The organism is Mycobacteroides franklinii (assembly GCF_002013895.1).
GTDB classification, from domain to species: Bacteria; Actinomycetota; Actinomycetes; order Mycobacteriales; family Mycobacteriaceae; genus Mycobacterium; species Mycobacterium franklinii.
On the sequence record NZ_MAFQ01000008.1, the window covers coordinates 150,160 to 163,475 of the forward strand.

The following is a 13,316-nucleotide window of genomic DNA, read 5'->3' on the forward strand; positions in this document are numbered from 1 at the left end:
CACCATCCTCGGATGAGCCGCTTGCGCGAAGACCGGGAGTAAGGTTCGTGTGATGTCCGAGTTGGTGACGGGTGACGCGGTTGTCTTGGACGTCAAGGTGGCCCAGCTTCCGGTGCGGGTGGTGTCCGCGTTCATCGACATCTTCGTCCAGGTGATCGTGCTGTACGCCGGCATCTTCGTCGTCGCGTTCTCGCTCTCGCAGTTCGACGAGGCACTGGTGGGAGCGCTCAGCATCATCTACTCCGTGCTGGCCCTGGTGGGCTATCCGGTCCTCTGGGAGATGTCTACCCGCGGACGTTCCCTGGGCAAGATGGCCATGGGGCTGCGCGTGGTATCCGACGATGGCGGCCCGGAACGGCTGCGGCAGGCCATCATCCGTGCGTTGGCGGCCGTGGTGGAGATCTTCATGTTCATGGGCGCGCCTGCCGTGATCACCAGCATGGCGTCGTCGAAAGGCAAACGCCTCGGCGATATCTTCGCGGGCACCATGGTGATCAGCGAGCGCGGACCCAAGCTCCCGCCGCCACCGGTGATGCCACCGCAGCTGGCGGTGTGGGCACAGTCCCTGCAGCTGTCCGGGCTCACCACCGATCAGGCCAACCTGGCGCGCCAGTTCCTCAACCGCGCAGGGCAGTTGGCGCCGCACACCCGGGACCAGATGCTCTACCAGATTTCCACCGATGTGCTCGCCAGCATCGCGCCACCGCCGCCGCCGGGCACTCCGCCACAGTTCATGCTTGCCGCGGTGTTGGCCGAACGTCACCGCCGCGCGTTGGAACAGATGCGGCCGGCCTACCCGGTAGCGCCGGTGGCCTCGGCCGGTCCACCTGCCGGTCCACCCGTGCCGCCGGAGCCTTCTGAGTCACCCAGCGGAACTTCGGGTTTCGCCACGCCTGGCTGATTCCCGGGGGACGTCCGCGCATACAGCGAGCCCCCGATTGTCGCCGCGGCGATCGTGACCAATGCCCCGAGGATGAGCGCGGAAGCCTCACCGTGAATCAGCGACTGCTGCTGTTCGCCGATCGCCGCCGCCGCGATGGGCACCCCCAGCTGCGCAGCAGCCAACGCACCCAGTGGCAGCGGTTGACCGAAGATCCGGATAACCAGATGGGCCAGCACGGCCGCGGCACCCAGGCCCAGTCCCAGCAGGATGAGCTTGGGATTCTCGCCGAGCTCGCGCACGTGCAGAGAGGCCCCCAGCCACACGAAGAACAGTGGCGAGAAGAAGCCTTCGGTGAATCCGAAGAGCTGCTTGGCAAGACGCCGCGGCTCGCCGATGCCTGCGACGACGAGGCCCAGCGCGAACCCCGCCAGCATGATCGATACATGGGTTCCCACCGCCAGCGCGGCGAGCCCGAAGACGATGGACAGGCTGATCCGCAGTTCCATCGCCACTCGGTGTTGCTTCGAGTAGTGATGGAAACGATCCAGCTGTCCGGACTGATCGAGTGCACGCAGGATCACGAAGACGATGCCCGCGCACGCGGCCACGGCGACCGCACCGACGGCCGCGCGGGGTGCATGCTTGAGGTCGATAACCAAGGGCAACAAGACAATCGACGCGGTGTCGGCGATGGCCACCTGCGCGGTGGTGATGAGCACCTTGGGGCCGGCGAGGCCCAGCGCGTCGATGACCGGCAGCACCAGCGCCGCCGACGAGGAGGCGATGAGCACCGCGTACAGCGGTGCGTGTCCGGTGTGGAACACGTTGGCCAGCAGCACGCCCAACGCGGCGGCCACCGCGCCCACCACGATGGCGCGCAACACCGCCTTGGGGAGCGACGCCCTCATGGTCTTGTCACGCACCGGAACATGGGTGCCCGCCACGAACATGACCAGCGCGAATCCCACGTCGGCGAACATCTTGAATGTCGGGTCGAATGCGTCGATCCATCCGAATCCGGTGCGCCCGATCACGATTCCGGCAAGCAATTCACCGATGACGACGGGAATCCGCAGTCGGGTGTTGAGCGCCAGCAGCGGTCCGATGAGTCCGACGACGACGATGATCGCCAGGGTCGGGAATCCAAATCCGCTCATGAAGCTAGGCCCAGGAGACCAGATGGCATGGGATATCGGTGTTCTCGTCGGTCAAATAGCTCGCGCACACCCGGTGGTAACCGTCCGCGATTTCCAGGCGGGCCCCGTTACGCGCATCGCCGCGCACCAACAGGATGGGCGACAGCGCCTTGTCCTTGGCGATCTTCGCCAGGTCGCGGGCCACATGGGCGTTGGTCTTGGGCAGCATGTCCAGGTGCGCGGCCCGCAGGATGTCCTTGGCTTTGCGGTGTTCGACCGCCGCGCCGCGCAGCGCCTCCACCGTGCGGGTCACTGTGTCCGCTTCACCGACCAACGTCAGGTAGTCCGCGGCCGCTTCGTAGTCGTGATCCTCGGGCTCATCCAGCCAGTTCACCGTCATGGCGGTCACCATACGGCGGCTGGCTGGGAGGAGCCCCGGAATGCCCGCGAATCGCCGCCGAAAGTTTTCGTTGCATCTCGATCGATTCCGATATATCGTTATCTATCGAGAGGCGATACAGCCTCTCCCCAAATACTCAAGGAGAGACACATGACTTCCCACGAAGAAAGGGCCGACCAGTTTCGGCCCGACACACCATTTGGTTTCGGCTTCGGTTTCGACCCCACCCGTCGCGGACCAGGCTTTCGCGGACGCCGCCACGGCGGCCGTCAGCAGGAATGCGATCCCCGCGGTGAATTCCACGAGCAGGCATGGGCGGGCCGTCGCGGCCCCGGCGCCTTCATGGATCGCGGCTTCGGGCCCGGGTTCGGACGTGGATTCGGCGGCCCCGGATTCGGGTTCGGCTTCGGTGACCAGCCGCGCGGACGCGGACGGGGACGTGGCCAGCGCGGCGACGTCCGGGCCGCCATCCTGGCACTGCTCGCCGAACGCTCGATGCACGGCTACGAGATGATCCGCGAGATCGCCGAACGCAGTAACAACATCTGGCGGCCCAGCCCCGGCTCGGTCTACCCGACACTGCAACTGCTCGTCGATGAGGGACTCATCGCCGAGCAAGCGCAGTCCGGGGACGGCGGCAGCCGCAAGCAGTTCGAGCTCACGGCCGAGGGCCGTGAAGCCGCGGACAAGCTGGACACCCCGCCCTGGGACAAGATCAACGAAGACGCCGACCCGTCGGTGCTCGATCTTCGCTCGGCGCTCGGCCAGCTGATGGGCGCTGTTGCGCAGTCGGCGCACGCCGCCTCACCGGAGCAGCAGCAACGAATCATCGAGATCGTTAACGCGGCCCGCAAGCAGGTCTACGGCATCCTGGGCGAAACCGACTGAGACCGTCCATAGGTTCCACCACTAGGCCCCCGCCGCACTGGCGGGGGTCTAGTGCACGTCGACCCAGTCCAGCGTGCGTTGTACGGCCTTCTTCCAGCCCGCGAAGCCTTCGGCGCGCTGCTGTTCGGTGATCGACGAGCTCCAGCGCTGGTCCTCCAGCCAGTTCCGCCGCAGGTCGTCGGCGTCCTTCCAGAACCCGACGGCCAGTCCCGCCGCATACGCCGCACCCAACGCAGTCGTCTCAGCGACAACGGGTTTGACGACGTCTACACCCAAGATGTCGGCCTGGATCTGCATGCAGAGCTTGTTGGCGGTGATACCGCCATCGACCTTGAGCACCTCCAGGTGCACACCCGAGTCGGCCTCCATGGCCTCCACCACTTCGCGGCTCTGGTAGCAGATCGCCTCGAGCGTTGCCCGCGCCAAATGTGCGTTGGTGTTGAACCGGGAAAGGCCCACTATCGCGCCGCGCGCATCCGAGCGCCAGTACGGCGCGAACAGACCCGAAAAGGCCGGCACAAAATAAACTCCGCCGTTGTCCTCAACCTGGCGAGCCAGGTCCTCGCTTTGCGCGGCCCCGCTGATGATGCCCAGCTGATCGCGCAGCCACTGCACCGCCGAGCCGGTCACCGCGATGGAACCCTCGAGCGCGTAGACCGGCTTGTTGTCGCCGAATTGGTAGCAGACGGTGGTCAACAGCCCGTTGCGCGAGTGAACCAGTTCTTCACCGGTGTTGAGTAGCAAGAAGTTTCCGGTGCCATAGGTGTTCTTGGCCTCGCCGGGACTCAGGCATACCTGCCCCACCATCGCCGCCTGCTGATCACCGAGGTCCCCGGCGATGGGTACTTCGCCACCGAGCGGCCCCATATGCGTCGTGAATCCAAACGGCTCAACGGGTGACGACGCCTTGATCGGCGGAAGCATTTGACGCGGAATGGAAAAGAACGACAGCAGCTCGTCATCCCAGTCCAAGGTCTCCAGGTTCATCAACATGGTGCGGCTGGCATTGGTCACGTCGGTGACATGCACCCCGCCCCGGATGCCGCCGGTGAGGTTCCAGATCACCCAGCTGTCAGGGGTGCCGAAGAGCGCATCGCCGTTCTCCGCGTCGCGGCGCACACCCTCGATGTTCTCCAGAATCCACTGCAGCTTGCCGCCGGAAAAGTAAGTGGCGGGCGGCAATCCAGCCTTCTGCCGTATGACGTCACCTCGCCCGTCCCGGTCCAGCGCCGACGCGATCTTGTCGGTGCGGGTGTCCTGCCACACGATGGCATTGCAGTACGGCCTGCCGGTGTGGCGGTTCCACACCAGCGTGGTCTCACGTTGATTGGTCACCCCAACGGCGGCCAGATCCCCGGCCGACAGTCCGGTCACATTCAGAGACGTGGCCAGCACCGACCAGGTGCGCTCCCAGATCTCCACCGGGTTGTGTTCCACCCAGCCTGCCCGCGGCAGCAGCTGCTGATGCTCCAGCTGGTGCCGACCCACCTCCTCGCCCCGGTGGTTGAAGATCATGGCACGCGTGCTGGTTGTGCCCTGGTCGATCGACGCCACGAAATCAGCCATTGGCGAACTCCTCGGTATGCGACGGTGATTGGTTTACAAGATCATCTGCGGGCAAGAACGGTTCCACCAAAGACCGGTACAACGCGGCCCCCAACAAGCCACCGATGAGCGGCCCGATGATGGGCACCCACCAATACTGTGCCCCGTGCTGGTCCAGGAAGGCCGTATCGAAACCGGTGAGATAGGAGGCGAGCCGGGGACCGAAGTCGCGCGCGGGGTTGATCGCATATCCGGCGATGGACCCCCACGCCATACCTAAACCGACGACCACCCCGCCGATCGCGAGCGGTGTGAGGCTCTCGGGCATGCGCACGTTTCGCCGATCCGAGATGGCGAAGATCAGGAACACCAGGATGGCCGTGCCGATGATCTGGTCGCGCAGGCCGCCCCACAGACTGACGTCGAGCGCGCCGTTACCCGGCAGTGTCGAGAAGACGCCCTGCGTCGCGAGGGTGTGCCCGGGATCAACGGCCGACAGTACGCTTCCGTAATTCCACCGGACCAGCAGTGCCGCCACGAATGCTCCGGCGGTCTGGGCGAGGATGAACGGAACCACCTGTTTCCATGGGAATCCACGAAAGGCCGCCAGTGCCACCGTGACCGCCGGGTTGAGGTGCGCGCCGGATATCCGTCCGGCGGCGAAAATGCCGAAGGTGACGCCCATGCCCCAGGCCCAGGCGATGGAGTTGTGATTGCCGTAGTCCTCATCCCCCGCGGTGACCACCTGGGCGACGACGCCCACCCCGAACAGGATCAAGATCAGCGTGCCGACGAACTCCGCGGCGAGCTGGCCCATGTTCCGCATATCACCGAATCTAGGGGCGGGCCGCGCCAGGCACACCCGGAAACGCCGAACAGACGCTTACTGCACGTGCCTTCTGGCGTTTTCGTGCAGTCAGCGTCTGTTCGCGGAAACTAGCGGTGCGTTACTTCCACGGCTCGACGCTGTCACGCACCAGGTCGATGCTCCACGGCCCGTCGGTCTCGGCGGTGTCGGTGACCGACCAGCCCTTGAGCCGCTGGATGGATCCGCCCGTCACCTTGAACACCTGGCCCGTCCACGGGTTCTTCTCGGTGCTCAGGTACGCCACCAACGGAGAGATGTTGGCGGGGCTGAACATATCGAACTGGCCCTCGTCGACCGGAGCCGCGAAGATCGCCCCCATACCGGGTGTGGCCAGCGTCAGGCGGGTACGCGCGACCGGCGCGATCGCATTCACCTTGACCCCGTAACGCTCCAGTTCGGCGGCCGCGACGCAGGACAGCGCCGCGATACCCGCCTTGGCGGCACCATAGTTGCCTTGGCCCGGGTTAGGCAGTGTCACACCGGAATCCGACGCTGTATTCACCACGGTGGCCTTGACATCGGCGCCGGCCTTGGCCTGGTTCTTCCAGTAGACCGCCGCGTGGTGCAGCACCGAGAAGTGCCCCTTGAGGTGCACCTGAATGACCGCATCCCACTGGTCCTCTTCGAGACCGGCGATGAAGCCGTCGCGGAGGATGCCCGCGTTGTTCACGACGGCATCCAGCTGACCGAAGGTCTCGACGGCCTGATTCACCAGGTTCGAGGCGCCGGCCCAGGTCGAGATGTTGTCCGTATTCGCAACGGCTTTTCCGCCCAGAGCGGTGATCTCGTCGACCACTTCCTGCGCGGGCCCGGCGTCCGAACCTGAGCCATCGTTGGCGCCGCCGAGGTCGTTGACGACCACCGACGCACCTTCCCTGGCGAAGAGCAGCGCATGCTCACGACCGATGCCACGTCCGGCACCGGTGATGACCGCGACCCGTCCGTCAAGTTGTCCCATGATGTCTTTCCCTCTCCTGATGCGATGACTTAAGCGATTACGGCGTGGCCGTTTTTGATGACGAGGTCCTCGCCGACGTTGGTCTCGTACGAGAAGGCGCCTGCGGCACCGTTGCCCCAGAAATTGGTGGTGATGTCCTGTCCGGGCAGCACCGGCTTCGCGAACCGGACGGCAAGCTCCTTGAGACGCTCGGTGCGCGAGTCGGCCAGCTCGGTCAGGGCCGCCCACGAAGTAAATGCCATGGTGCACAGCCCATGCGCGATGATGCCGGGCAGTCCGGCCGCGACCGCGGCATCGTTGTCCAGGTGGATCGGCATGGGGTCGCCGGCGGCCGGGCCGTAGCGGAACGTCTGGTCGTCGTCGACGTGCTGCGTCAGCGTCGCGGTGGGCGAGTTGGCCTTGACCGTCTCGTCCAGCACGAAGTTCGGACCCAGCTCGCCACGTGTCTCACCCACGTCGTACTTGCGGAAGAAGAACGTGACGTACTGCTCATTCACCAGATCGCCCGCAGCATCCCGTGTTTCGGCGTACACAGTGCCGCGGGTTCCGTTCTCCATGCCCTCATAGCCGGTCATCTTCGACCTGGCCACCAGCGTGTCACCGGGCTTGATGGGTCGGTGGAACTTGAAGAACTGCTCACCGTGCACCACACGCGGAATCAGCTGGTAGGGAACGACGCTCATCGTGGTGCCGACGAGCGACTGAAAGATGGGCACGATCGCGAAGACCGGAGCTGCCACCTCGCCCTTGCGGTGCTCCTCGATCGGATCATTAGTGGCCTCGGCGTAGGCGATCAAACGGTCCTTGTCGACCTCGATGGTCTCCTCGGCGCCCCACTGATCCAGGCCGTCGTTGTTGAAGGGGTATTTGGTGTCAGCCATTATCTGCCAGCCCCTTTCAGCGATTGGCCGGCTTGTAGGCGGTGATCACGCAGGCACCGCCGAGGCCAAGGTTGTGCTGCAGCGCGACTCCGGTCTTCTCGGACGCACTCGCCACCTGACGCTTGTCGGCGTCGCCGCGCAGCTGCCAGGTGAGCTCGGCGCACTGCGCCAGACCGGTGGCACCGAGTGGATGCCCCTTGGAGATCAGGCCGCCCGACGGGTTCACCACCCAACGGCCACCGTAGGTGGTGTCGCCGTTGTCGATGAGCTTTCCGCCCTCACCCTCGGCGCACAGACCCAGCGCCTCGTAGGTGATCAGCTCGTTGGCCGAGAAACAGTCGTGCAACTCGATGACGTCCACGTCATCGGCCGAAATCTGCGCCTGCTCATACACTTTCTGCGCGGCGAGCTTGGCCATGTCGAAGCCGACAAGCGTGATCGCCGACTTGGACTCCAGGGTCCCGGGGGTGTCTGTGGTCATCGCCTGGCCCACGATCTCCACGGCGCGATCGCCGAGCCCGTTCCCCTCGACGAACCGTTCGGAGGCCAGGATGGCCGCGCCCGATCCATCGGAGGTCGGTGAGCACTGCAACTTGGTCAGCGGCTCGTAGATCATCTTGGCGTCCAAGATGTCCTGCAGACTGTATTCCTCTTGGAACTGTGCATAGGGATTGTTCACCGAATGCTTGTGGTTCTTGTAGCCGATCTTGGCGAAGTGCTCGGCGGTGGTGCCGTACTTCTGCATGTGCTCACGGCCTGCGGCACCGAACATCCAGGGCGCCGGCGGGAAAGCGAAATCGAACAACCCGGCGAGCGCTTCGATGTGCCGCTGCATCGGCTGCTCGCGGTCGGTGAAGGTGGCACCCAACGAACCGGGCTGCATCTTTTCGAATCCCAGCGCCAGCGTGACATCGGCGAGCCCGCCGCGGATGGCCTGCGCCGCGTTGAACAAGGCCGTCGAGCCCGTCGAACAGTTGTTGTTGACGTTGGTGACCGGGATGCCGGTCATGCCCAGCTCGTACACCGCGCGCTGGCCGGAGGTCGACTCCCCCGCGCAATACCCGACATACGCGGCTTCCACCTTGTCGTAATCGATGCCGGCGTCGGTCAGTGCATTGGTGCCCGACTCCTTGGCCATGGCCGGGTAGTCCCAGCCCTCACGTCGTCCGGGTTTCTCGAATTTCGTCATCCCGACGCCGATGACAAATACCTTCTCGGGGGCCTTACGCGGCATCTTCCAAGCTCCTTTTGCGCACTTCAATGGGGGCTCCGCCAACGTAACATACGTTCCATCCTGAATGTAAGGGTGCGATACAGATGTATCGCCAACGAGCGAAAAGGCGGGCATAACGGACAATGCGCTCGGTGAACACCCGTCAAACGTGCCCGGAACACCCAGGTCGTTTACCTACAGGGTGGTTTGTTTCTGCGTATCGGGCAGCGGAGCGCGTAGCCGCAGTTCCAGCATCTGCTTGGCCCGCAACCAGCGACGGTCACGGGTTTCCTGGGAGGCGGTCAGGCTGCTGACGAGGAGACCGCGAATGATGTCCATGGCCAGCAGGCCCAAGTCACGCCGATCCTTGGGCGAGCCCGGGTCATCGTCGTCGAGCACGTTGAGCGCCGACAGATTGTGCAGCACCATCTTCTCGAACTGATCGAGGTGCACCCGCAGATCAGGTTCGGTCCGCGCCGCGATAAGCAGTTCCACCACCGCGATAAACAAGGGCCCCTGATGGATCCGCCACAGCACATCGAGATACCGCGCGATGGGATCCGCGGACTGATCCATGGCCATCAGCTCTTCGAGCACTGCCTGGGTGCGCTTGAACGCGAGGTGGCGCACCGATTCGGCCATCAATTCCGATTTGGACTGGAAATGATGGATCAACGCGCCGCGGGTGACACCAGCACGACTTGCAATGCGCGAGGTGGTGGTGCCCGAGTACCCGAACTCGACGAGGCAATCGATGGTCGCCTCGAGCAACCGGGCCCGCATCGCCGCCGAACGCTCCTCCTGAGTGCGTCGCGGCGTGGGCATGCCCACATTGCACCACAGTCAGTCGAGACCAAGCGCGGCTATCGGCCGCTGACCTGGTGGAAAATCTGCGCGGCCTGCGCCTCGTACTTGGCGTAGGCGTCGGGGAAAGCCGACCGCTGAACCGCCTGCGCGGCTTGGGCAACGCTCATGTCCTGCCAGCCGGACACCTTCACCAACTGGTCGTAAAACTTGCCGGCAGACCGCGACGGATCCATCAAATCAGCTGTGGCGCCCCAGCTTTGGCGCTGCTGGAACGGACCCACCGAGTCATGGTCATGTCCCACACCGTCATTGGCGAGCATCAACGAGTCGGGCACCGAGGAGTTCGCGAGGCTGCGCAGACCCGACTCGGTGAGCGCGGTCGCCAGCGCGATCTGAATCGCCTCGGGAGAGAGCCCGCGGCGCAGGCCTTCCTCGATGATCTTGCGAGCGACTTCCATCTGACCGGCGTCCAGGTTCATGAAGACCGACGGACCCGACGGGCGCAGCGACGGCGCTCCGGTGTTGGAGTAACTGCCGTCGGGCGCGCTGTGGCCCCCGCCACCATGGCCACCGCCGTGGCCGCCTCCGCTGCCACCACCAAAACCGCCGCCCCCGCTGCCGCCACTGAATCCACCGCTACCGGCCTTCATAGACGCGGCTGCCGCGCCCCCGCCACTACTGGCGGGCATGAATGCCGCGGGCTGGGTGCTGGCTGAGTTGTGCTCCGCGTCGACGCTCGCCGATGCCTTCCGCAGATCGTTTGACGAGGCGCGATCGGCCTCTTCCAGCGACTTCAGGGCCTGCCGGATCGCGTCGGTCAACCGCCTGGCCTCTGCCTGCAGATCCCGATTGCCCTCAGGGGCGGTCACGGTGCCGTCATCGGCGACGTGCAGGCCCTTGGAGGTGGCCTCGTCCACCAGCGCCATCACCTTGTCACGCCCCGCGGTGAGCGCGGAATGCCCGCCGCGGACGGCGTCGGCGACATTACTGATCGCGAACGAGAGCCGGTTCGTCGAAGACTGTTCACTCGACGCCTGGTCGTAGGCGGATTGGAAGGCCTTGCCCTTCCAGAACGACTCAGCCGAGTCCAGATCGCGGACCACCCCGTCGATGGACAGGTCCAGGTTCTTGCTGGCGTCCTCGATGGCCTTGGCGGCCGCGTCCAAGTTGGCGACATCCCACCCGCGCAGCTGCGAAATCGTCGGCCTCACAGCCGGACCTCCCCGGCCCTGGCCACCCGCTTGCCGTTGACGGCGTCCTGGCCCGTCAACGCGCCCGAGCTGCTCTGCACAAAGTTAGAGATGTTCTCGATGCGGTCGGATGCTCCGCCGCCGGCGCGCTTGAGCGCCGCACTGACCGCACGCAGCACCTCGGCGAACTCGGTGCCGGCCACCGCGTTGGCCGCCGCCTCGAAGTCGACCTCGGGGAATGCGTCCTTCGCGCGTCCTGCCACACGACTCGCCAGCCGTGCCATCTCAGCACCGTTGGCCTTCATGGTGTCGTTCATAGATACCTCCCCAAGGAACCGGTCCTGCGCGCACGTGACGGCGCGGTTCATCGCCGGAATGTGCCTCTGATCAGATACGACGGCACTGGTGCCGATTTGGTTCCATGTTTTTCTACCTTTTTTCGCGCCCGTCCGCCGCGGCCGCGTGCGGGCAAACCGCCAGGTCCAACCCCCTGATTGAGGAACAATACGACCCATGGGCGACGAAGTCGCGGGCACCCAGTTCACCGGTGAGCACCGCCGGGCCTATCGCACCAAGGTGCAGAACTGTCTGGACGTGTTCGAGACCATGCTCGCGGAGTCCCGCTTCGACGTCGAGCGGCCCCTGACCGGGATGGAAATCGAGTTCAATCTCGTCGACGGAAATTATCAACCCGCGATGACGAATACCGAAGTCCTCGCCTCGATCGCCGATCCCGCTTTTCAGACCGAGCTGGGTGCCTACAACATCGAGATGAATGTGCCGCCCCGCGCACTCGCCGGCTTGGCGGCCGTCGAACTCGAGGACGACGTGCGTGCCAGTCTCAACGCCGCCGAGCAACGGGCCGGTGAGCGGGGAGCGCACATCGTCATGATCGGCATCCTGCCGACGGTGATGCCCGAAGATCTCGACGGCGCGTGGATGAGCCCCTCCTCCCGATACCGGGCCCTGAACGACGCCGTGTTCACGGCCCGCGGTGAGGACATGCAGATCGACATCACCGGCCCCGAGCGACTGAGTATCAGGTCGCCGTCGATAGCCCCGGAATCGGCGTGCACCAGCATTCAGCTGCATCTACAGGTGGCCCCCGACGACTTTGCCGCCAACTGGAACGCTGCCCAGCTGCTCGCCGGTCCGCAGCTGGCGCTAGCCGCCAACTCACCGTTCTTCTTCGGTAAGTCGTTGTGGGCGGAGACTCGGATCGAGCTCTTCACTCAGTCCACCGACACCCGCCCCCAGGAGCTCAAGGTGCAAGGGGTGCGTCCTCGAGTGTGGTTCGGCGAGCGCTGGATCACCTCGATCTTCGACCTGTTCGAGGAGAACGTCCTGTATTTCCCGTCGCTGCTGCCAGAGATCTCCGACGAGGATCCCGTCGCCGAGCTCGCGGCAGGGAGGGCGCCAAGGCTGCAGGAGCTGCGCTTGCACAATGGGACCGTCTACCGCTGGAACCGGCCGATCTACGACGTCGTCGACGGCACCCCACATCTACGCGTGGAGAACCGGGTGCTGCCCGCGGGGCCGACGGTCATCGATGTGATGGCCAACGCCGCCTTCTATTACGGGGCCTTACGGGCGTTGTCCGAAGATGACCGACCGGTGTGGACGAAGATGACTTTCGCTGCGGCACATGACAATTTCCTCGCGGGTGCACAGCACGGTGCGACGGCCCGGATCTACTGGCCCGGGGTCGGCGAAATCACCGCCGACGAACTGACCCTGCGACACCTGCTGCCCCTGGCCCACGAGGGACTGCGGCGCTGGGGTGTTGCGCCGGAGGTGCGTGACCGTTACCTCGGCGTCATCGAGGCGCGGGCGAAGTCCGGGATCAACGGTGCGGCCTGGCAGACCCGAACCGTCAGCGCCCTAGAGAGGCGCGGGTTGAATCGAAGGGAGGCACTCCGCGAGATGCTCCGAATATATTGCGGGCACATGCATTCCAATGAACCGGTGCATACCTGGGAGCTGATCTAGCTTGTGGTCGCCTCACCGATATACGTCACCGACGGGCCGACAATGAAACGAACCGCCGCGTAGGCTCCGCCGGCGCCCTTCCAGGTCCCAGATTTGAAGCAGTAAACGCTGTCGGAATCTGTGACCGCACACGTAGTGGTATCGCCGGTGCCCGTCCCCTGCACCACCGCTATGTAGTTGTCGCGCGCGATGACTCGTTGTGCAAGTCCCCCGGGGTTGGTGAATCTGGGCTGCTGCGTTTGATCGAAGTGGGGCAATGAATCCCCGTTGAACCAGCCAATCTGATTGGTGCCCGCCGGAGCACCCGGTATCGAGCCGGTGCAACCGAAGCTGCCGTCTGCCCAGATGCCACAGTTCAGCCCGGCGGGTGTACTGAACCAGAAATCGTCGTCATTGGGCGAAAGCCTGTAACTCTCGAAGTCGACCTTTGCGTAGCGGCTGATATCCGGGTACGGACTCTTGGCCGGTTCAGCGTTGGCCGAAACGGGTACTCCCAGCAGTCCACCGACTGCGAGCGCGCCAGCCGCTAAAGCGATCGGTTTACGCATTTCAACCCCC

At 64.8% G+C, this 13,316-nt stretch carries 14 protein-coding genes; 3 read left to right on the top strand and 11 right to left on the bottom strand.

Annotated features, from left to right (window positions below; genetic code table 11):
* Window positions 1-52 precede the first annotated feature (52 nt).
* Window positions 53-901, top strand: coding sequence for an RDD family protein (locus B4393_RS15150; RefSeq protein ID WP_078334788.1), 849 nt, complete (start codon window positions 53-55; stop codon window positions 899-901).
* Here the strand turns inward: B4393_RS15150 and B4393_RS15155 are convergent.
* Both B4393_RS15155 and B4393_RS15160 read right to left on the bottom strand, forming a co-directional pair.
* Window positions 793-2,040 (bottom strand): cation:proton antiporter, encoded by a 1,248-nt coding sequence (locus tag B4393_RS15155; protein WP_078334789.1) that lies wholly within the window; start codon window positions 2,038-2,040, stop codon window positions 793-795. The genes B4393_RS15150 and B4393_RS15155 overlap by 109 nt on opposite strands.
* Window positions 2,041-2,044: 4 nt before the next feature.
* Entirely contained in the window at window positions 2,045-2,419 is a 375-nt protein-coding gene (locus tag B4393_RS15160) for a hypothetical protein (RefSeq protein ID WP_078334911.1), read from the bottom strand.
* A 150-nt stretch (window positions 2,420-2,569) separates the two neighbouring features.
* On the opposite strand from B4393_RS15160, the gene B4393_RS15165 reads away from it, so the two are divergent.
* Complete coding sequence (locus B4393_RS15165) at window positions 2,570-3,307, top strand: PadR family transcriptional regulator (RefSeq protein ID WP_070937382.1); 738 nt, start codon at window positions 2,570-2,572, stop codon at window positions 3,305-3,307.
* 48 nt (window positions 3,308-3,355) lie between these two features.
* Here B4393_RS15165 and glpK read toward each other — a convergent pair whose 3' ends face one another.
* The 8 genes from glpK to B4393_RS15205 form a co-directional block, all read right to left on the bottom strand.
* Window positions 3,356-4,873: a glycerol kinase GlpK gene (gene glpK / locus B4393_RS15170; protein WP_078334790.1), complete on the bottom strand. Its 1,518-nt coding sequence runs from the start codon at window positions 4,871-4,873 to the stop codon at window positions 3,356-3,358.
* Window positions 4,866-5,669, bottom strand: coding sequence for an MIP/aquaporin family protein (locus B4393_RS15175; protein WP_078334912.1), 804 nt, complete (start codon window positions 5,667-5,669; stop codon window positions 4,866-4,868). Before B4393_RS15175 ends, glpK begins: the two co-directional genes overlap by 8 nt.
* A 130-nt stretch (window positions 5,670-5,799) precedes the next feature.
* Window positions 5,800-6,678: an SDR family oxidoreductase gene (locus tag B4393_RS15180; protein ID WP_070937384.1), complete on the bottom strand. Its 879-nt coding sequence runs from the start codon at window positions 6,676-6,678 to the stop codon at window positions 5,800-5,802.
* Between the two features lie 29 nt (window positions 6,679-6,707).
* Window positions 6,708-7,559: a MaoC/PaaZ C-terminal domain-containing protein gene (locus B4393_RS15185; RefSeq protein ID WP_070937385.1), complete on the bottom strand. Its 852-nt coding sequence runs from the start codon at window positions 7,557-7,559 to the stop codon at window positions 6,708-6,710.
* 16 nt (window positions 7,560-7,575) lie between these two features.
* Window positions 7,576-8,793 (bottom strand): lipid-transfer protein, encoded by a 1,218-nt coding sequence (locus tag B4393_RS15190; protein ID WP_078334791.1) that lies wholly within the window; start codon window positions 8,791-8,793, stop codon window positions 7,576-7,578.
* Window positions 8,794-8,967: 174 nt separating this feature from the next.
* Window positions 8,968-9,555 (bottom strand): TetR/AcrR family transcriptional regulator, encoded by a 588-nt coding sequence (locus B4393_RS15195; RefSeq protein ID WP_407937656.1) that lies wholly within the window; start codon window positions 9,553-9,555, stop codon window positions 8,968-8,970.
* A gap of 80 nt (window positions 9,556-9,635) precedes the next feature.
* A complete protein-coding gene (locus tag B4393_RS15200; protein ID WP_078334792.1) occupies window positions 9,636-10,790 on the bottom strand; it encodes a hypothetical protein in 1,155 nt (384 codons plus the stop codon).
* Window positions 10,787-11,086 (bottom strand): hypothetical protein, encoded by a 300-nt coding sequence (locus B4393_RS15205; RefSeq protein ID WP_070937389.1) that lies wholly within the window; start codon window positions 11,084-11,086, stop codon window positions 10,787-10,789. The genes B4393_RS15200 and B4393_RS15205 overlap by 4 nt, the downstream gene beginning before the upstream one ends.
* Window positions 11,087-11,282: 196 nt before the next feature.
* Here B4393_RS15205 and B4393_RS15210 point away from each other — a divergent pair, with 196 nt between their 5' ends.
* Window positions 11,283-12,758: a glutamate-cysteine ligase family protein gene (locus tag B4393_RS15210; RefSeq protein ID WP_078334793.1), complete on the top strand. Its 1,476-nt coding sequence runs from the start codon at window positions 11,283-11,285 to the stop codon at window positions 12,756-12,758.
* On the opposite strand, the gene B4393_RS15215 is transcribed toward B4393_RS15210, so the two are convergent.
* Window positions 12,755-13,306, bottom strand: a complete 552-nt coding sequence (locus B4393_RS15215) for a hypothetical protein (RefSeq protein ID WP_078334794.1) — start codon at window positions 13,304-13,306, stop codon at window positions 12,755-12,757. The two genes, B4393_RS15210 and B4393_RS15215, sit on opposite strands and share 4 nt — an antisense overlap.
* Window positions 13,307-13,316 lie beyond the last annotated feature (10 nt).

Coding starts and splice junctions, on each gene's coding strand:
- B4393_RS15150 (WP_078334788.1), top strand. CDS start 53: ATGTCCGAGTTGGTGACGGGTGACGCGGTTGTCTTGGACGTCAAGGTG.
- B4393_RS15175 (WP_078334912.1), bottom strand. CDS start 5,669: ATGGGCCAGCTCGCCGCGGAGTTCGTCGGCACGCTGATCTTGATCCTG.
- B4393_RS15195 (WP_407937656.1), bottom strand. CDS start 9,555: ATGCGGGCCCGGTTGCTCGAGGCGACCATCGATTGCCTCGTCGAGTTC.
- B4393_RS15165 (WP_070937382.1), top strand. CDS start 2,570: ATGACTTCCCACGAAGAAAGGGCCGACCAGTTTCGGCCCGACACACCA.
- B4393_RS15210 (WP_078334793.1), top strand. CDS start 11,283: ATGGGCGACGAAGTCGCGGGCACCCAGTTCACCGGTGAGCACCGCCGG.
- glpK (WP_078334790.1), bottom strand. CDS start 4,873: ATGGCTGATTTCGTGGCGTCGATCGACCAGGGCACAACCAGCACGCGT.
- B4393_RS15155 (WP_078334789.1), bottom strand. CDS start 2,040: ATGAGCGGATTTGGATTCCCGACCCTGGCGATCATCGTCGTCGTCGGA.
- B4393_RS15160 (WP_078334911.1), bottom strand. CDS start 2,419: ATGACGGTGAACTGGCTGGATGAGCCCGAGGATCACGACTACGAAGCG.
- B4393_RS15185 (WP_070937385.1), bottom strand. CDS start 7,559: ATGGCTGACACCAAATACCCCTTCAACAACGACGGCCTGGATCAGTGG.
- B4393_RS15180 (WP_070937384.1), bottom strand. CDS start 6,678: ATGGGACAACTTGACGGACGGGTCGCGGTCATCACCGGTGCCGGACGT.
- B4393_RS15215 (WP_078334794.1), bottom strand. CDS start 13,306: ATGCGTAAACCGATCGCTTTAGCGGCTGGCGCGCTCGCAGTCGGTGGA.
- B4393_RS15205 (WP_070937389.1), bottom strand. CDS start 11,086: ATGAACGACACCATGAAGGCCAACGGTGCTGAGATGGCACGGCTGGCG.
- B4393_RS15190 (WP_078334791.1), bottom strand. CDS start 8,793: ATGCCGCGTAAGGCCCCCGAGAAGGTATTTGTCATCGGCGTCGGGATG.